Raw genomic sequence first — 17,524 nt, 5'->3', positions numbered from 1 at the left:
CGCCGCAAAGGGCACTTCAAAAACCTTAATGCTCCTGCCTGTAAGACGCCGAATCGTTTGGGAGAGTTCGATCACATTTCAATTACTTGTGCGGGCCAGGCGGTGGGTCAGGCCGGTGTGGCGGCGTCCGGCACCCTTGGTGCGTACGGCCTGGGCCAGCGCCCGGCGCGAGCCGACGATGACGACGAGCTTCTTGGCGCGGGTGATCGCGGTGTAGAGGAGGTTGCGCTGCAGCATCATCCAGGCGCTGGTGGCCAGCGGGACCACCACGGCCGGGTATTCGCTGCCCTGGGAGCGGTGGATGGACACCGCGTAGGCGTGGGCCAGCTCGTCGAGCTCGTCGAAGGCGTAGTCGACCGGCTCGTCCTCGTCGGTCAGGACGGTGAGCTTGTGCTCGTCGGGGCGGATGTCGGTGACGATGCCGACCGTGCCGTTGAACACCCCTGCCGCGCCCTTGTCGTAGTTGTTGCGCAGCTGGGTGACCTTGTCGCCGACGCGGAAGACGCGCCCGCCGTAGCGGCGCTCGGGCATGCCGTCGCGGGCGGGGGTAAGGGCCTCCTGCAGGGCGGTGTTGAGCGCGCCGGCGCCGGCGGCGCCGCGGTGCATGGGGGCCAGGACCTGTACGTCGCGGCGGGGGTCGAGGCGGAAGCGGCGCGGGATGCGGCGGGCGACGACGTCGACGGTGAGCGCGGCGATCTCCTCCGGCTCCTCGCAGGGGAACAGGAAGAAGTCCTTCATGCCCTCCAGGACGGGGTGGCGGCCGGTGTTGACGCGGTGGGCGTTGACGACGACGCCGGACTCCTGGGCCTGGCGGAAGATCTGCGTCAGTCGTACCCGGGGGATGTCGGGGGCGGCCAGCAGGTCTTTGAGCACCTCGCCCGCGCCGACCGAGGGGAGCTGGTCGACGTCGCCGACGAACAGCAGGTGCGCGCCGGGCGCGACGGCCTTGACGAGCTTGTTGGCCAGCAGCAGGTCCAGCATGGACGCCTCGTCCACGACGATCAGGTCCGAGTCGAGCGGGTTGTCGCGGTCGAAGGTGGCGTCGCCGCCGGGGCGCAGCTGCAGCAGGCGGTGCACGGTGGTGGCCTCGTGGCCGGTCAGCTCGGCCAGGCGTTTGGCGGCGCGCCCGGTGGGGGCGGCCAGGATGACCTTGGCGCGGCGGGCGCGGGCCAGCAGCACGATCGAGCGTACGGTGAAGCTCTTGCCGCAGCCGGGGCCGCCGGTCAGGACGGAGACCTTGTGGGTGAGCGCCAGGCGGACGGCCTGGCGCTGCTCGGCGGCCAGGTCGGCGCCGGTCTGGCCGTGCAGCCAGCGCTCGGCGCGCTCCCAGTCGACGTCGGCGAAGCTCTTGAGCCGGTCGTGGCTGTTGTGCAGCAGGCTGAGCAGGCCGCCGGCCAGGGAGGTCTCGGCGCGGTGGAAGGGCGGCAGGTAGACGGCCGGTACGTGGTTGTCGCCGGCCGGCACCTCCTCCCGGACGACGCCCTCCTCGGCGACCAGCGTCTCCAGGCAGGTGGTGACGGGGTCGGGCGGCACGTCGAGGATCTTGACGGCGTCGGCGACGAGGTTGGGGGCGGGCAGGTAGCAGTGGCCGTCGTCGGCGGCCTGCGACAGGGTGTAGCGCAGCCCGGCCTTGACGCGTTCTGGGCTGTCGTGGGGGATGCCGACGGCCTGGGCGATGGTGTCGGCGGTCTTGAAGCCGATGCCCCACACGTCGTCGGCCAGCTTGTACGGCTGGGTGCGCACGATGTCGATGGAGCCTTCGCCGTACTGTTTGAAGATGCGCACCGCGATGGAGGTGGACACGCCGACGCCCTGCAGGAAGATCATCACCTCTTTGATGATCTTCTGTTCCTCCCAGGCGGCGGCGATCATCTTGGTGCGCTTGGGGCCGAGCCCCGGCACCTCGACCAGGCGTTCGGGCTGCTGCTCGATGACCTCGAGCGTGTCGGTGCCGAAGTGGTCGACGATGCGCTCGGCCATCTTGGGCCCGATGCCCTTGATCAGCCCGGAGCCGAGGTAGCGGCGGATGCCCTGCACGGTGGCCGGCAGCACGGTGGTGTAGGACCACACCTCGAACTGGCGGCCGTAACGGGGATGCGACGTCCAGCGGCCGTGCAGCCGCAGCGACTCCCCCACCTGCGCGCCGAGCAGCGGCCCGACCACGGTGAGCAGGTCGGCCCCGGTGCGGTCGGTGGCGACGCGCGCGATCGTGTAGCCGGTCTCCTCGTTGGCGTAGGTGATGCGCTCAAGGACGGCGCTCAACTGAGTGCCGGCTTCTCTGGGACCCGCGTCCGGGCCCGCCTCGCGCTCCACCACACCGACGAGATTAGGGGAGATCCTCACCGCCGCGACACCCGGCCCGGCGGGTGGTCCGCGCCGCGTTCACTCCCACGTCCAGAGCGGCACCTCACGCAGCGGGTGGAGCTGATCGTCGGTCTCGGCGTGGGAGTTCTGCTTGGCCACCTCCGTGCCGAACTCCACGTGCGAGCGCAGGGCGGCCCGGAACGGCTCGTCGTCGGGCAGCCCCGCGTGGTCGGCGGCCTGCATGTACAGCTCGACGAAGCGCGAGCGCTGCTCCTCGGTGATCCGCAGTCCCCGGTGGGCGCGGATGAGCAGCGGGAACCCGCCCATGTCGGTGGAGAAGGTGTCGGGGCCGCCGAAGGTCTCCGCCGTGAAGGCGGTCAGATGGTCGACGTGGGTGGCCCTGCCCGTGCCGAAGAGCGGCTGGAGCAGCGGGTCGGCCAGCAGGCTGCGATAGAAGATCTCGATGAACTCGTGCAGTTTGTCGTGGCCGCCGGCGTGCTCGAATAAGGTCTCCATGGCTCCAGGGTCACACGCACGCCGGGTGGCGGGCCAGGGAGCTTCGGGTGCGCGGTCTTTCCGCCTCCGCCGGGCGGGAGCGCCACGCACGTAACGGGGGACTCGATCCGATGAGCCGGGCCGGCGGTCAGGTTATGCGGGCAGAAGCGTTGCGGAAATGCCGGCGTTTCGTGGAAGCGCGCGCCATCAGCTCATCTCGTTGCTTCCCGAGATTCCGTCTCTGCAGATCTGGGACTGCTTCCCGGACAGGTCCTACGTGCTTTGGCGGATCAACCAGTCGTGGGAGCTCAGGTTCTGACCGCGGGCAGCAGGCCGGTGACGAGGGCGCGGACGCCCTTGGCGTAGGTGTCGCGGGCCGTCAGCTCCTCCCACCGGCCGGCGATCTCGCTGAGGCGGGGGAACTGCGCCGCGTCCAGGCCGGTGAAGACCTTCTCGCGGTAGGTGGGGCCGCCCTGCTCGCGGCGCCGGTGGGCGGCCGCGCGGCCGCCGATCTCGCCGGCCGTGTAGTGCCAGATGATCCGGTACGCGTCCACCGCCTCCTCCATCGGCAGTCCCGCCCGCAGGCCGGCGTCGACGATCCGGTCGGGGTACCACAGCGCGCCCACCGCCAGCAGGTCGTCGGCGCGCAGCACGTCGACCGCCCACGGACAGCCTGAGACGGCCTCGTGCATGGCCAGCGCGGCGGTGATCGCGCCTTCGCGGGGGTCGTCGGGCAGGTCGGGGCGGGGGATGCCGGCGGCGTAGTCGTCGAGCAGCAGCACCAGCAGTTCGTCCTTGTCGCGCACGTGCCGGTAGAGCGCCATCGGCGTGCTGCCGACCTCTCTGGCCAGCCTGCGCATGGTCAGCTCGCCCACTCCGTCCTGCTCGATGACCCGCCAGGCGGCGGTGACGATCTCCGCCCGGGAGATGCGGGGCGGTCTTCCTGTACGCGTCGGCATGACCGCCATGCTACTTTGTGTACGTGTATACAAAGTCGTTGGCCATCCCCGCCCTCGCCTTCGCCGTCGCCGTGGGCTCCCTGCAGATGACCGTCGTCGTCCCCCTGCTGCCCGGCCTCGAACGCCTGCTGCACGCCCCGCCCACCACCGTCTCCTGGGCGCTCACCGCCGGCATGCTGTCCGGGGCCGTGTCGATCCCGCTGCTGGCCCGCCTCGGCGACATGTACGGCCGCCGCACCATGGCCCTGCTCACCCTCGCCCTCCTGGCCGCCGGATCCGTGCTCAGCGCCATCGCCGACCAACTGCCCCTGCTGCTGGCCGGCCGCGTCCTGCAGGGCGCCGCCGCGCCGCTGCTCCCCCTGTCCATGGGCCTGGTCAGGCAGCTCGTCCCCCCCGACCGGCTGCCCGCCGCGATCGGCGTGCTCAGCGCCACCCTCGGCGTCGGCTGCGGCGGCGGCCTCATCATGGCCGGGCTGCTGGAGGGCGACCACCGGGCGGTCTTCTGGACCCAGGCCGCGCTCGCCGCCCTCAGCCTGCTGCTGGTGGCCGCCGTGGTGCGCGAGCGCCACGCCCGCGCACCCGGACGTCCCGACCTGGCCGGCGCGGCGCTCGTCGCCCTGTGGCTCGGCTGCCTGCTGCTGGCCGTCAGCAAGGGCGCCGCGTGGGGCTGGACCTCACCGGCCACCCTCGGCCTGTTCGCCGCCGCCGCCGCCGTCGCCGGGGCCGCGGTCTGGGCCGTGACCGCCCGCCGCACCCCGCACCCGCTCATCGAGATCCCCATGCTGCTGCACCGCGCCACCGTCGGGGCCACCGTGGCGTCGTTCCTCATGGGGCTCGCCCTGTTCACCGCCATCACCACCGTCTCGGCCGTCGCGCAGGGCCGCCTCGGCGCCTCGGTGCTGCAGGTCGGCCTCTACCTGCTGCCCACGACCCTGCTCATGCTCGTGACGTCCGTGCTCGCCGGGCCGCTCATGCGCCGCTACACCGCCTCGGCCCTCGTGGCGGCCGGCTCCGCGCTGGTGAGCGCCTCCGCCCTGTGGCTGGCCCTGTCCGATTCCTCCCCCATGGACCTGTACGGCGCCGCGACCGTGCTCGGCCTGGGCACCGGTCTCGGCTACGCCGCCCTCGGCACCATGGCCGTCGAACACGTCGAACCCGCCAAGACCGCGGCCGCCGGCGGCATCAACGCCCTGGTCAGGATCGCCGGCAGCAGCGTCGCGGGAGCCGTCGGCGCCGCCGTGCTCGACGCCGGCGGCCCGGCATGGACGTTCGGCGTCGCCGCCGCGGCCGGGCTGCTCGCCGCCCTCTTCGCCACCGCCCACACCCGCCTCACCCACACACCGACCCGAGAGATGGAACCGGCATGAACGACCGCATCGCCGCCTGGGGTGACGAACTGATCAAACTGCACGACGGCTTCCGCCGGGACCTCGCCGCGCTGCGCGAGTCCAGGATGGACGCGGCCGACCTGCGTACGCACTGCCTGACCTTCTGCGACGCCCTGCACGCCCACCACGAAGGCGAGGACGGCGCCCTGTTCCCCCACCTCGCCACCGAGCACCCCGAGCTGGCCGGCGTCCTCGCCCGGCTCCGCCAGGAGCACCAGGTGGTCGCCGCCCTCATGAACGAGATCAGGCGCCTGCTCGACCACGACCGGAGCCGGATCCAGGCCGAACTCGACCGGCTCACCGCGAAGCTGGAGGCCCACCTCGACCACGAGGAACAGCAGCTCGTCCCGGTGCTCAACACAATGCTCACCCTCCCCGGCGACGTCTGACCGCCAAGGGGGGAAGGGACCGCCGAAGAGGGGCCTCGCAGGGGCTGCCGCTGTAGCGTTGAGGGCGGGACGGAAGGAGGCGCCCATGCTCGCCCGCCTCGCCCTGACGGCGGCACTCGCCCTGCTGGCCGTCCGCTGCGACGGAGCGCCACCCGCGCCCGTCCCGCCCTCCCCCGCCGCCCAGCCCGCCATCACCAGCGGCTGCCAGTCCGCCGACCGGCTGGAACCCGGCACCCACCGCCTCGCCCACGACGGGCTCAGCCGCCGCTTCCTGCTCGCCCTGCCCGACGGCGACGGCCCCCACCCCCTCATCCTCGACCTGCACGGGCTCAACTCCACCGCCGCCCGCCAGAACGCCTACAGCCGCCTGGCCGAGCACGGCACAAGCCGCGGCTACATCGTCGCCACCCCCCAGGCCGCCGACGGCCACATGGGCTGGACCCTGCCCCGCACCGCCGGCCCCGACGACACCGGCTTCCTCACCGCGCTGCTCGCCCACCTCGAACGCCGCCTGTGCGTCCGCGCCGACCGCCGGTTCGCCGCCGGCATGTCCTACGGCGCCGCCATGGCCACCGGCCTCATCTGCGCCCTCGACGGCAAGCTGTCGGCCGTGGCCGCCGTCGCCGGCATCAACATCGCCCGCCCCTGCCGGCCGCCCGCCCCCACCACGATCATCGCCTTCCACGGCACCGACGACCGCATCGTCCCCTACGACGGCGGCCACCCCTTCCGCGACGCCACCGGCGACCTGCGCGAACTCGCCGACCTCATCGTCCTGGACCCCGTCGAGCGCGCCACCGCCGGCTGGGCGGACCTGCTCGGCTGCGCCGGCCCCGGCACCACCACCCCCGCCCCCCGCGTACGCCTGCACGACTGGACCTGCCCCGGCGCCACCGTGCGCCTCTACACCGTCACCGGCGGCGGCCACACCTGGCCCGGCGCCATGCCCGTCCCCCGCCTCGGCCACACCACCTCAGAGCTCGACGCCACCCGCCTCATCCTCGATGCCTTCGACCGCGCACCCTCCCGCTGAGCAGCCGCTACTCTTGTCGCTCATGAGTCAGGTGGGACAGGCGACGGCGCGCGCCCTGCTGCGCAGGCTGGCCGTCGAACAGGCCGAGTGCAGGGTGCCGTCGCTGACGGCGGCGATCGTCCGCGACGGGCGGACCGCATGGTTCGGCGGCAGAGGCCGCGTCGGCGACCAGCAGCCGACGCCCGCCACCCAATACCGCATCGGATCCATCACCAAGAGCATGGTCGCCGTCGTCGTCATGCGGCTGCGCGACGAAGGCGTCCTCGACCTCAACGACCCCCTCGAGCGGCACCTGCCCGGCACCCAGGTCGGCCACCTGACCATCGGCCAGCTGATGTCCCACACCGCCGGCCTGACCGCCGAGCCGCCCACCGACTGGTGGGAGCGCACCCCCGGCATCCCCGCCCACGACCTGCTCGACCGCCTCGGCGGGCCAGAGCTCAAGCACCGTCCCGGCCGCCGCTTCCACTACTCCAACGTCGGGTTCGCGCTGCTCGGCGAGCTGGTGGGCCGGCTGCGCGGCACCACCTGGCTCAAGGCCCTGCGCGCCGAGGTGCTCGACCCGCTCGGCATGCACGACACCACCCCGCGCCCCCGCCCGCCCCACGCCACCGGCTACGCCGTCCACCCCTACGCCGACGTCGTGCTCGCCGAGCCCGAACACGACGCCGACGCCATGGGCCCGGCGGGCCAGCTGTGGTCCACCCCGCACGACCTGGCCCGCTGGGCCGCGTTCCTGTCCGGCCACACCAGCGGCGTGCTGCCCGCCGCCACCCTCGCCGAGATGCGCGAACCCATCGGCGTCGACGACGGCCACACCTGGACCGGCGGGTTCGGGCTCGGCCTGCAGCTCTCCCGCGCCCGCGGCCGCCGCCTGGCCGGCCACACCGGCTCCATGCCCGGTTTCCTGGCCACCGTGTGGGCCGACCCCGACGAGGACACCGGCGTGCTGTTCATGGCCAACACCACCTCCGGCCTCACCGGCGCCCTCACCGACGACCTGCTCGACATCCTGCACGAGTACGAGCCGCGCCTGCCCGACGAATGGCAGCCCGCCCCCGCCGACCCCGGCCTGCTCGCCCTGACCGGCCTGTGGCACTGGGGCCCCAAGCCGTACGTGCTGAGCCTGCTGCCCGACCGCGGCCTGGCGCTGGAGCCGGTCGGCGGCCGCGGCCGCGCCTCCCGCTTCGTCGCCCAGGACGACGGCACCTGGCTCGGCCTCGACGGCTACTACGCCGGCGAGACGCTCAAGGTCGCCCCCGACCACCTCGACCTCAACACCTTCATCTTCACCCGCGACCCCTACGACCCCGCCGCCCCGCTGCCGGGCGGCCCCGGCGACTGGCTCGCCTGAGGAGGCGCAGGCGGTGAACGCCGGCGTCGCCGGGCAGGCGGCGGCCCTGTTCGCCGTCACCAACATCGACGACATCCTGATCCTGGCGCTGTTCTTCGCCCAGGCCGCCGGCCGGCCGGGCGCGGCGGCGCGGATCGTGGCCGGCCAGTATCTCGGCTTCGCCGCGATCCTGGCCGTGGCCGTCGCCGCCGGGTTCGGGGCGAGCTTCCTGCCCGGCCCCGTCATCCCGTACCTGGGGCTGCTCCCGCTCGCCATCGGCCTCAAGGCCGGCTGGCAGGCGTGGAAGAACCGCTCCGAGGGGCAGGAGCAGGAGCCGCCCGGCGGGCCGGGCGCGCTGGCCGTCGCCGCCGTCACCTTCGCCAACGGCGGCGACAACATCGGCGTGTACGTCCCGGTCTTCGCCACCTCCGGCCCCGGCGGCATGACCGTCTACGTCACGGTCTTCCTGCTGCTGGTGGCCGTGTGGTGCGCGGCCGGCCGGTTCTTCGCCACCCGCCCCGTCATCGCCGGAGCGCTGACCCGCTGGGGCCACATCCTGCTGCCCGCGGTGCTGATCGCCATCGGCGCGTTCATCCTCATCGACGGCGGCGCCTTCGGCCTGTGACGGTCGCCCAGCCCACCGGCCCCTGCGCGGCGAGCGTCAGGCGGTCCCTGTACGTGACGTGTGAGCCGCTGAGACCGGGTCAGCCGCCGGTCAGGATGGCGGCGACGTCGGAGCCGGGGCCGTCCGGGAGGGTGGCGTGGAGCAGTTCCACGCGGTGCACCAGGCGGGGTTCGGCCAGGCGCACTCCGGCGCAGGGGCCGGGGCCGGCCGAGGCGGGCAGCAGGGTCAGGCCGTGGCCGGCGGCCACCAGGTTCAGCACCGTGTGCACGTCCTCGCCGTCGTAGCCGACCGCCGCGGGGAAACCGTCGCCTGCCAGCTCGCGCAGGCGCGGCAGCGGGCACAGCGGCGTGCGCAGCCAGCGCGCGTCGGCCAGGTCGCCCAGGCGCAGCGCCGTACGGCCGGACAGGGGGTGGCCGTGCGGGAGCATGACGTGCAGGTCCTCCTCGGCGACGCCGGTGGCCGTCATCGGGCCGGTCTCCGGCAGGCGCAGCGGGTCGCTGGGGGCCACGATGCCGTCGGCCAGCCCCAGGTCCGCCTCGCCCCTGGCCACGGTGACCGCCACGTCGTCGCGGCCGCAGGTGTGCACGTCCACGTCCAGGCGGGGCCGGCGGGCGCAGGCCGTGGCCAGGCGGCCGGCCAGCACCGGGTTGAGCGCGAGCGGAGTGGCGGCCAGGCGCAGCAGGTGGCCGGGCGGTGCGGCGGCGCGCAGCACGTCGGCGCGGGCCGCGCGCAGGCGCAGCAGCAGCGGATCGGCGTGTTCCAGCAGGCGGCGGCCCGCCGGGGTGGGCGCGACGGGGCGGCGGGTCAGCAGCGCCAGCCCCAGGTCGCTCTCCAGCGCGGCGACCTGCTGGGAGACGGCCGACTGGGTGTAGCCGAGCTCGGCGGCGGCGGCCGAGAACGAGCCGTGGCGGGCGACGGCGACGAACGTGGCCAGCAGATGAGGGTCCATTAGAAGTGCTTATAGCACGGCAAGAAATGATCGTTGGCGCTTAAGCCGGGCGGGCGGCCACGATGGGGGACATGAGAATCGCCCTTGTGGGGGAACGCTCCCCCTCCGTCCGTTCCCACGCCAGGATCCCGCTGCTGGTGCGGGCGTTGCGGGAGCGCGACGGCATCGCGGTGGACGCGTACTGGATCTCCACCGCCGACGTGAGCGGAGTGGACGGGTTCGACGGGATCTGGCTCGTGCCCGGCAGCCCCTACCGCGACGAGGCGGGCGCGCTGGAGGCGGTACGGGTGGCGCGCGAGCGCGGCATCCCGTTCCTCGGCACCTGCGGCGGCTTCCAGCACCTGCTGCTGGAGTACGCGAGGAACGTGTGCGGGCTGGACGTCGCACACGCCGAGAACACCCCCGGCGCCCGAGACTTCCTGCTCACCCCGCTGGCCTGCACGCTGGCCGGGCACGAGAGCCGCGTACGGCCGGAGTCCGGCACCATGATGGAGCGGATCGTCGGAGCGTCCTCCACGGTCGAGGTCTACAACTGCTCCTACGGACTCAACGAGGACTACAAGCAGACCCTGGCCGGGCACGGGCTGGTGTTCTCCGGTCACGCCGACGACGGCACGGCCCGCGCGGTCGAGCTGCCCGGGCACCCGTTCTTCCTGGCCGTGATGTTCCAGCCCGAGCTGGCCGGCGACGGGCGGCGCCCCCACCCGGTGATCTCCGCCTTCGCCGCCGCGGCCGCCCGCCACGGCCTCATCGGAAGAACCGCGTGACCGTCTCTCCACGCCATCCGGCGCGCCGGTCGGCTATGAGGCGGGCAGCAGGGCCGCGAGTTTACGCAGCGAGCGGCGGGCCACGGCGTTCACCAGCGGCCGGATGAACGGCCAGGCCGCCACGCCGAGCGCCCCGAACGGCACCAGCAGCTCCTCCGCCCACACCACCCGGCTGCCATCACCGTCAGGCCGCACCCGGATGGCGCCGCGCCCGCGCACCACCCGCCCGGTGTGATCGACCCGCATCAGGAACGGCGGCTCCCAGTGCGTGATCGTCATCGTGTCGAGGAACCCCAACGGCCGCAGGCCGGTGTACGCCTCCAGCCCGTCCTCGCCCACCCGCCGCGCGGTCGTCATGAACATCCACTCCGGATGCCGCGGCCAGTCCGTGATCAGCGCGAACACCTGCTCAGGAGGCGCCGGCACATGGGCGGCGGCGGCGGCGTAGACGGCTCTCACCCCGCAGCTCCTACCCGCTGATGGCCGGCTGAGCCGCGACCCGCGCACGGCTGTGGCGGACGAACGCCCGCACCGCCGGCGGCCGGGCGTGCTCACGCAGCCAGGCCAGCCGCAACGGCACCGGCTCCTTGTCGGCCAGCGGCAGGGTGACGGTGCCGGGCTGCTCGTCGAAGCCCTGCGCAGGGGGCGGGCACAGCACGACGGCCTGCCCCAGCCTGACCACCGCGAACAGCTGCATCCCGTCGCTCACGACGGGCCCGGGACGCCCGGGGAAGCCTTCGGGCCACAGCTCCGGCGTCATCATCTGCAGGTTGCCGCCCTGCCAGCGCAGCACCGGCTCGTCGGCCAGGTCGGCCGTGGTGAGCGAAGAACGGCCGGCCAGCCGGTGGCTCGCCGACAGCATGACGTGCACCTGGTCGAGCAGCAGCACGCAGTCCATGGCGGCGGGGTCGGGCGCGGCGCGCAGCAGCGCCAGGTCGGCCGCGCCGGAGCGCAGCCGGTCGAGCTGGTCGGCGGCGTTGCCCACGACCGCCTCCGCCGGCACCGCGGGATCGCCGTCGTTGAAGGAGCGCACCAGGTCGTCCAGCAGCGGAGCGCTGCAGCCGGAGGCCGTCACCGTCAGCGCGGACGGCCCGCCGCCGGTGCGCCGGACGCGGGCGAGCGCGTTGCCCGCCTGGGCGACCAGCGTGCGGGCCTCGGCCAGCAGCACCCGCCCGGCCGGCGTGAGCCCGACGTCGCCCGGTGAGCGCACCAGCAGCTCGGCGCCGACCTCGCGCTCCAGCGCCCTGATCGCGCGCGACAGCGCGGGCTGCGTCATCAGCAGCCGCTCGGCGGCCCTGGTGAAGTTGCGTTCCTCGGCCACCGCGATGAAGTAGCGCAACTGCCGGATCTCCACATCGCTCACCCGCGCAGTCTTCCACGTGCGGCTATGCCGCCGCGGCATCGCGGCCTGCCCGACAGGAACTTCCGTCGCCGCACGCGGCCGGTGTTGTCTGGTCAGGGCGCGGGCCGGGCCCGCCGCTCCTCCTGATCCCTTTCCTGAATGGATGACGCATGTCTACATATGTCCGCAAGGCGGTCGTGACCGCGGCGACCGGCGGCATCGGCCTGGAGACGGCCACGGCGCTGGCCGCGTCCGGCTTCGCCGTCACGGTCGTCGGCCGCGACGCCGGGCGCGGCGCCGCCGCGGTGGCCCGCCTGGACGAGGCGGCGGGGCGTGCGGCGGGCCGGTTCCTGGCCGCCGACCTGTCCTCGCTGGAGGCCGCGCGCGCCCTTGCCGTCCAGCTCGCCGACGAGGGGCCGCTGCAGCTGCTGGTCAACAACGTGGGCGGCATGTGGAGCAGGCGCCGCGACACCGCCGACGGCATCGAGGCCAGCGTCGCGGTCAACCACCTGTCGCCGTACGTGCTGACCGAGGCGCTGCTGGACGCCCTCAAGGCGGGCGCGCCGAGCAGGATCGTGAACGTGACGTCCTCGGCCATCATGGCGGCCGACCCCACGTACGAGGAGACCGAGCCGCCCAGCCCCTACTACGGGATGGCCGCCACCGGGCGGGCCAAGCTGGCCCATCTCGTGCACACCATGGATCTGGCCGCGCGGCTGGACGGCCAGGGCGTGGACGTCGTGGCCGTCGACCCGGGCCCCGCCGCCACGCCCAACGCCGCCGAGATGACGATCGACCTGCTGCCGCCGCCGATGCGGCCGCTGTGGGAGCAGGTCCAGCAGGGCGTCAAGCGCCCGGCCTCGGAGGCGGCCGCCGCCGTCGTGGCCGCCGCCACGGCCGCCCTGCCCACCGGCACGCTCATCGGACCGGCCGGCGTGCCGGACGACACCCTGCGGCAGTACCTCACCGCGGAGGTGACGGCCGCCGTACGCCGCTGGACGCCCCGCCTGCTCGGCGCCTGACCCCCGTCAGGAGAGGCTGCGGGCGTAGGCGGAGGTGAGCAGGCGGGCGGTGTCGATGACGTGCCGGCGGCGGCGGGCGTAGGCGGCGCACTCGTCGTCCTCGTCCAGGACCGCCCGGCACATCCCGGGCACCGCGAAGTTCCAGGCGATGAGCCCCATGAGGGTGAACAGCAGGTCCTGGCCCGCGCGTACGCACTCGGCCTGCTCCCGCTCGGGCACCACGCCGCTGTCGGCGAGGAAGCGCACCTTGCCGCGGAAGGCCTCCCGCCGCTCGGCGTCGCCCGCGCCGGCGCCGCCCGCCTCCAGCGCCTCCCACAGCAGCAGCCTGATCAGCTCGGGATGCTCCTGGTACCAGTCGAACATCTGGCCGATCGACTCGGCCACCGCGTCGGGGTCGATCGACACCGAGCGGCTGACCTCTTCCAGCTTGGCCCGCACCACGGCGGCGAACAGCTTCTCCTTGCTGCCGTAGTAGAGGTAGATGGCCTGCTTGTTGGCCCTGGCCTCCTCGGCGATGCGGCCGACGCGCGCCCCGGCCAGGCCGTAGCGGGCGAACTCGGCCGTGGCGGCCTCGAAGATGCGCCGTCTGGTGTCCTCCGCGTCGTAGGCCATGCGAGGAATTAAACCACCCGGTTGACTCTTGTGCCTCCTGGGAGCAGTATCGACCCCAGAACAAAAACATCCAGTTGGTTTATTTCGCTCGGAAGGGCATCCCCATGACCTCACCCGTTCCCGTCCGCACGCCGCTGCCCGCCTCGCTGGCCGGCGCCACCGCGCTGCTCATCGGCGGCAGCTCCGGCATCGGCCTCGCCGCCGGCGCCCTGCTGCGCTCGGTCGGCGCCCGCGTCGTGCTGGTCGGCCGCGACGCCGAGAAGCTCAAGGCCGCCGCGGAGCACGTACGGGCCGCCGCACCTGGTGGCGAGGACGACGTGCTCACCGTGGCCGGCGACGCCGGCGACGAGCGCACGCTGGACGAGGCGTTCGAGCGGGCGGGCCAGGTGCAGCACGTCTACCTCACCGCGGGCGGCATCAGCGGCGCGGGCCCGCTGGCCGACCTGCCGCCCGACGGCATCCGCGCCACCCTCGCCGACAGCCTGTGGCGGCCTTTCGCCGCCGCCCGAGCCGCGGCCACCCGCCTGCCCGCCGGCGGTTCGCTCACCTTCAGCTCCGGCATCCTCGTCACCCGGCCCATGCCCGCCATGACCGTCCCGCTCGCCGTCGCCGGCGGTGTGGAGATCCTCACCAGGGCTCTGGCCGTCGAGCTGGCCGCCGCCCGCGTACGCGTCAACGCCATCCGCTACGGCCGCATCGACACCCCGCTGCTGCGCTCGCTGCCCGGCCTGGACTCCGACGAGGGCGTGGCCGCCGCCGGGCAGAGCGCCCCGCTCGGCCGCGTCGGCACCGCCCAGGAGGCCGCCGCCGCGGCGTTGTTCTGCATGGCCAACGGCTACGTCACCGGCCAGGTCATCACCGTCGACGGCGGTGAGAGCCTGGCCTGAGCACCGCTCAGGTGTGCAGGGCGGGGCGGTAGACGAGCTCCTGGATGCGGCTGTCGAGCGTACGCGACTCCAGCAGCTCCAGATCGAAGTCCGCCGCACCCTTGAAGATCGGGGACGCCCCCGTCCGCCCCGTGATGACCGGGAAGATCGTCACCTGCACCCGGTCGACCAGGCCCGCCGCCATCAGCGCGCGGTTCATCGCCAGGCTGCCGTGCGAGCGCAGCGGCACCTTCGACTCCTCCTTCAGCCGCCGTACGACCTCGACGGCGTCGCCGCGCTCCACGGTCGCGTCCCGCCAGTCGAGGGGCTCGGCGAGGGTGCTGGAGACCACGGTCGCGGGCAGGTCGCACATCCGCCGCACCCACGGGTCGCGTACGTCCGCGTCGTCGGCGGCGCCGGCGAGCATGTCCACGAAGCTGCGGAAGGTGGTGGCGCCGAACACCATCCGCTGCTCCTCGCTGTAGCAGGCCAGGCGGTGCTCCAGCAGTTCGGGGCCCTGCTTGCCCCAGTAGCCGCTCCAGTCGGCCGTCGCCGAGCCGAAGCCGTCGAGACTGCTGAAGACGTCGAAGGTGTAGGTGACGGTCACGGCGCTGCTCCTCGCGTACGGGCGATCGGGTTCGTCGTTACAGACCACGCATCGGCCCGGAACTCATCGCCGCCGGGCTGCGCCGATTCTCACCGGCGCACGCCCGTGCGGCCAGGGCGCTGGAGGGACATTCACCGGACATCGCCGGCGTGGCGCTCCGCCGCCGCCGTCAGCGCGTCCAGCGTGGACTGGTGCGGCTGCCCGAGCGTGGCCTGCGACTCGTCGACCAGGCCGGTCAGGCGGGCCACCTCGTCGTCGGTCAGATCGGCGGCGATGCCGGCGGCGGCGACGTTGGCGCGCAGGTGGGCGGGGTTCGCCGTGCCGGGGATGACGACCATGGCCGGCGAGCGGCGCAGCAGCCAGGCCAGCGCCACCTGGGCCGGCGTCACGCCCAGCCGCTGCGCGGGGCCCGCCGGCTCGGCGTAGCCGGCCAGCCGTCCCGAGGCCAGCGGGAAGTAGGGGACGAACATGACGCCCCGCTTCTCGCAGGCCTCGAGCACCTGGACGCCACTGCGGTCGAGCAGGTTGAAGCGGTTCTGCACGGCCGCGATCGGCGTCATCTCCTGCGCGCGGGCCAGCAGCTCCGGCGAGGCGCCCGACAGGCCGATGCGGCGGATCAGGCCCTGCTCGCGCAGCTCGACCAGCACGCCGAGCGACTCCTCCAGCGGCACGTCGGTGTGCGTGCCGGGGAGGTCGCCCGGCAGCCGCAGGTACGTCAGCTCGCTCGTCTCCGTGCCCATGTCGGCCAGCGCCTCGTGGACCTGCGCACGTACGGTGTCCGGGTGGTCGGTGATGATCCACGACCCGTCGGGGCCGCGTCCCGCGCCGACCTTGTTGCCGACGATCACCCCGTCGGGGAACGGGCGCAGCGCCTCGCCGATCAGCTGGTTCACGACGCGGGGCCCGTAGGCGTTCGCGGTGTCGAAGAACGTCACGCCCAGCTCGACCGCCAGGCGCAGCACCCGCCGCGCCGCCTCGGGGTCCTGCGGCGGGCCCCACACATTCGGGCCCGCGAGCTGCATGGCGCCGTATCCGATCCGGTTCATCGGCTGCTCCCTCGATGTATCACTGCCACGCTTCTACCCGTAGCACTGTTCCGTTCCAGTGTTACGCGAAATGCCGTAACATCGCAACGTGGACGACGAGAAGACCAGGACCAGGCAGCGGATCCTCGCCGCGGCGGCCGGCATCCTCGAACGCGAGGGCGCCCAGGCCGTCTCCACCCGCTCCGTCGCCGCGGCGGCCGGCATCCGCGCCGCCTCGCTCTACCAGCTCTTCGGCGACAAAGACGCCCTCCTCGCCGCCCTGGCCGTGCACGGCTTCGACCTCTACCTGGCCGAGAAGCACGAGCTGGCCTACAGCGGCGACCCGGTCGAGGACATGCGCCGCGGCTGGGACATGCACGTCGACTTCGGCCTGCGCCACCCCGCCTTCTACGTGCTGATGTTCGGCACCGACCGCCCCGGCCGCCGCCCGCCCGCCGCCCAGGAGGCGCACGAGCTGCTGCTGGGCTACCTCGAGCGCATCGCCGCCGCCGGCCGCCTGCGCGTCCCGCCCCGCACCGCCGCCGGCCTCCTGCACGCCGCCGTCACCGGCGTCACCCTGTCCCTGATCGGCGCCCCCGCCGTCGGGACTCAAGGGCCGGACGGTCGCGTACCCGAGACCTCAGGACAGGAGTCCCGCCTGCCGGAGCTGTCCGCGAGGATGCGCGACACCCTCATCGCCTCGCTCACCACCGACCCGCCGCCGGCCGAGGACACCGGCCTCGCCTCCCGGGCCCTCGCCCTCGACGCCGCGCTCACCGCCGCGCCACAGGACACCCTCCCGCTCCGCCCGGCCGAGACCGCCCTGCTGCGCGACTGGCTCGACCGGCTCGCCCGCTGATCACGAGACCGCCATGACTCCCCTGGCCCGTGCGGACCGGGTTCGACGGCCTGAGGAACGGGTCCGGGAGTTCCCCGTCGCCACCGACGGCGGCGACGGCGCCCTGCAGCACGCCATCGACGGCACGCCCGTCACCGGCTACCACCCCGCCTTCCCGCAGCACCGCTACGGCGCCGACCCCGGCCGACCCCGGCCGGCGCGACGGCCTCCTGCGGCGGCCGATGCTCGTGGGCCCATCCGCATGGGATGAGGCGGCCCCCAGCCGTGCTGGGGGCCGCCGGGATGGAAGGTCAGATGCCGAACGCCGACGCGTAGCGCATCAGGCCGGTCGGGATCGGCCGTTCTGGGTCGAGGGCGAGGGCCATCATGTACTTGTCCTCGACGTCGAAGGTCGGGCGGATGCCGTGCCCGGAGGCCGTGGTGAAGCCGAAGCGCGGGTAATACTCGGCGTGGCCGAGCACCACCACCAGGTTCTCGCCCCGCTCGCGGGCGGCGTCCAGCGCGGCCCGGATGGCGGCGCCACCGGCGCCCCGCCGCTGGTGCTCGGGCAGGACGGCGCACGGGCCCAGGGCGAGGGCGGGTTCGCCGCCGACGTGGCAGCGGGTGAGCAGCGCGTACCCGGCGGGCTCCCCTCCGGGGGTCTCGGACAGCCAGGACAGGCCGGGCAGCCACGCCTGCGGGTCGGCCCGCAGCGCCTCGACCAGATCGGCCTCGTATGCGGTCGGGAAGGCGGCGAGATTGATGTCGCGGATGGCGGCGACGTCACCGGCGCCCTCGGGACGGGTGATCCAGGAAGGAGACAACGTAAAACCCTTCGTGAGAAAGGGGCCCCGACGAGGTCAGCCCGTGCGGCGAGCCGGGTGGCTCAAGCCTGCGGGCGGACCGGGGCCCGGGATGTCAGGTCGGTCCGGGCGCTGCCCAGGGCAGCGGTCTTCGCCGCGGTCACCAA

General features: G+C 73.7%; 20 protein-coding genes. 10 read left to right on the top strand and 10 right to left on the bottom strand.

Annotated features, from left to right (window positions below; translation table 11 throughout):
- Nucleotides 1–78: 78 nt before the first annotated feature.
- The 3 genes from recD2 to ACFFR3_RS07915 form a co-directional block, all read right to left on the bottom strand.
- Nucleotides 79–2,262 (bottom strand): SF1B family DNA helicase RecD2, encoded by a 2,184-nt coding sequence (gene recD2 / locus ACFFR3_RS07925; RefSeq protein ID WP_379482846.1) that lies wholly within the window; start codon nucleotides 2,260–2,262, stop codon nucleotides 79–81.
- 120 nt (nucleotides 2,263–2,382) lie between these two features.
- The gene (locus tag ACFFR3_RS07920; protein ID WP_345407164.1) at nucleotides 2,383–2,820 is read right to left on the bottom strand and encodes a group II truncated hemoglobin; all 438 of its coding nucleotides are present in this window, start codon (nucleotides 2,818–2,820) and stop codon (nucleotides 2,383–2,385) included.
- A 287-nt stretch (nucleotides 2,821–3,107) separates the two neighbouring features.
- Nucleotides 3,108–3,758: a TetR/AcrR family transcriptional regulator gene (locus ACFFR3_RS07915; RefSeq protein ID WP_345407161.1), complete on the bottom strand. Its 651-nt coding sequence runs from the start codon at nucleotides 3,756–3,758 to the stop codon at nucleotides 3,108–3,110.
- A 38-nt stretch (nucleotides 3,759–3,796) separates the two neighbouring features.
- Here ACFFR3_RS07915 and ACFFR3_RS07910 point away from each other — a divergent pair, with 38 nt between their 5' ends.
- From ACFFR3_RS07910 to ACFFR3_RS07890, 5 genes are all read left to right on the top strand, one after another.
- On the top strand, nucleotides 3,797–5,125 hold the full coding sequence (locus ACFFR3_RS07910; RefSeq protein ID WP_379482845.1) for an MFS transporter: 1,329 nt from the start codon (nucleotides 3,797–3,799) through the stop codon (nucleotides 5,123–5,125).
- A complete protein-coding gene (locus ACFFR3_RS07905; protein ID WP_379482844.1) occupies nucleotides 5,122–5,535 on the top strand; it encodes a hemerythrin domain-containing protein in 414 nt (137 codons plus the stop codon). The genes ACFFR3_RS07910 and ACFFR3_RS07905 overlap by 4 nt, the downstream gene beginning before the upstream one ends.
- Nucleotides 5,536–5,620: 85 nt before the next feature.
- On the top strand, nucleotides 5,621–6,568 hold the full coding sequence (locus ACFFR3_RS07900; protein WP_379482843.1) for a CE1 family esterase: 948 nt from the start codon (nucleotides 5,621–5,623) through the stop codon (nucleotides 6,566–6,568).
- Nucleotides 6,569–6,590: 22 nt separating this feature from the next.
- Entirely contained in the window at nucleotides 6,591–7,922 is a 1,332-nt protein-coding gene (locus ACFFR3_RS07895) for a serine hydrolase domain-containing protein (RefSeq protein ID WP_364372905.1), read from the top strand.
- 13 nt (nucleotides 7,923–7,935) lie between these two features.
- A complete protein-coding gene (locus tag ACFFR3_RS07890) occupies nucleotides 7,936–8,526 on the top strand; it encodes a cadmium resistance transporter (RefSeq protein ID WP_345409884.1) in 591 nt (196 codons plus the stop codon).
- A 79-nt stretch (nucleotides 8,527–8,605) separates the two neighbouring features.
- Here ACFFR3_RS07890 and ACFFR3_RS07885 read toward each other — a convergent pair whose 3' ends face one another.
- A complete protein-coding gene (locus tag ACFFR3_RS07885) occupies nucleotides 8,606–9,475 on the bottom strand; it encodes a LysR family transcriptional regulator (RefSeq protein ID WP_379482842.1) in 870 nt (289 codons plus the stop codon).
- Between the two features lie 71 nt (nucleotides 9,476–9,546).
- Here ACFFR3_RS07885 and ACFFR3_RS07880 point away from each other — a divergent pair, with 71 nt between their 5' ends.
- On the top strand, nucleotides 9,547–10,242 hold the full coding sequence (locus ACFFR3_RS07880) for a CTP synthase C-terminal region-related (seleno)protein (RefSeq protein ID WP_379482841.1): 696 nt from the start codon (nucleotides 9,547–9,549) through the stop codon (nucleotides 10,240–10,242).
- A gap of 33 nt (nucleotides 10,243–10,275) precedes the next feature.
- Here ACFFR3_RS07880 and ACFFR3_RS07875 read toward each other — a convergent pair whose 3' ends face one another.
- The gene (locus ACFFR3_RS07875; protein WP_345407140.1) at nucleotides 10,276–10,701 is read right to left on the bottom strand and encodes an SRPBCC family protein; all 426 of its coding nucleotides are present in this window, start codon (nucleotides 10,699–10,701) and stop codon (nucleotides 10,276–10,278) included.
- A gap of 10 nt (nucleotides 10,702–10,711) precedes the next feature.
- Entirely contained in the window at nucleotides 10,712–11,605 is an 894-nt protein-coding gene (locus ACFFR3_RS07870; protein ID WP_345407138.1) for a LysR family transcriptional regulator, read from the bottom strand.
- A gap of 149 nt (nucleotides 11,606–11,754) precedes the next feature.
- Between ACFFR3_RS07870 and ACFFR3_RS07865 the strand changes: the two genes are divergently transcribed.
- Nucleotides 11,755–12,606: an SDR family NAD(P)-dependent oxidoreductase gene (locus ACFFR3_RS07865; RefSeq protein ID WP_345407136.1), complete on the top strand. Its 852-nt coding sequence runs from the start codon at nucleotides 11,755–11,757 to the stop codon at nucleotides 12,604–12,606.
- 6 nt (nucleotides 12,607–12,612) lie between these two features.
- On the opposite strand, the gene ACFFR3_RS07860 is transcribed toward ACFFR3_RS07865, so the two are convergent.
- Nucleotides 12,613–13,218, bottom strand: coding sequence for a TetR/AcrR family transcriptional regulator (locus ACFFR3_RS07860; protein ID WP_345407133.1), 606 nt, complete (start codon nucleotides 13,216–13,218; stop codon nucleotides 12,613–12,615).
- 104 nt (nucleotides 13,219–13,322) lie between these two features.
- On the opposite strand from ACFFR3_RS07860, the gene ACFFR3_RS07855 reads away from it, so the two are divergent.
- Nucleotides 13,323–14,105 carry an SDR family oxidoreductase gene (locus ACFFR3_RS07855; RefSeq protein ID WP_345407130.1) on the top strand — a complete coding sequence of 261 codons (783 nt, stop codon included), beginning with the start codon at nucleotides 13,323–13,325 and terminating at the stop codon, nucleotides 14,103–14,105.
- A 7-nt stretch (nucleotides 14,106–14,112) separates the two neighbouring features.
- Here the strand turns inward: ACFFR3_RS07855 and ACFFR3_RS07850 are convergent, their stop codons facing one another.
- Entirely contained in the window at nucleotides 14,113–14,691 is a 579-nt protein-coding gene (locus ACFFR3_RS07850) for a dihydrofolate reductase family protein (protein ID WP_345407127.1), read from the bottom strand.
- Nucleotides 14,692–14,822: 131 nt separating this feature from the next.
- A complete protein-coding gene (locus ACFFR3_RS07845; protein WP_345407124.1) occupies nucleotides 14,823–15,737 on the bottom strand; it encodes an aldo/keto reductase in 915 nt (304 codons plus the stop codon).
- 88 nt (nucleotides 15,738–15,825) lie between these two features.
- On the opposite strand from ACFFR3_RS07845, the gene ACFFR3_RS07840 reads away from it, so the two are divergent.
- The gene (locus ACFFR3_RS07840) at nucleotides 15,826–16,575 is read left to right on the top strand and encodes a TetR/AcrR family transcriptional regulator (protein WP_345407121.1); all 750 of its coding nucleotides are present in this window, start codon (nucleotides 15,826–15,828) and stop codon (nucleotides 16,573–16,575) included.
- Nucleotides 16,576–16,588: 13 nt separating this feature from the next.
- Nucleotides 16,589–16,825: a hypothetical protein gene (locus ACFFR3_RS07835; protein WP_345407118.1), complete on the top strand. Its 237-nt coding sequence runs from the start codon at nucleotides 16,589–16,591 to the stop codon at nucleotides 16,823–16,825.
- Nucleotides 16,826–16,865: 40 nt separating this feature from the next.
- Here the strand turns inward: ACFFR3_RS07835 and ACFFR3_RS07830 are convergent, their stop codons facing one another.
- A complete protein-coding gene (locus ACFFR3_RS07830; protein WP_364372874.1) occupies nucleotides 16,866–17,378 on the bottom strand; it encodes a GNAT family N-acetyltransferase in 513 nt (170 codons plus the stop codon).
- Nucleotides 17,379–17,524: the final 146 nt, after the last annotated feature.

Origin of the sequence: Nonomuraea salmonea (assembly GCF_042428605.1) — a bacterium.
Classification (GTDB): domain Bacteria; phylum Actinomycetota; class Actinomycetes; order Streptosporangiales; family Streptosporangiaceae; genus Nonomuraea; species Nonomuraea salmonea.
Note: the sequence above shows the minus strand (reverse complement) of the source record. Positions and strands in the feature narration are given on the sequence as shown.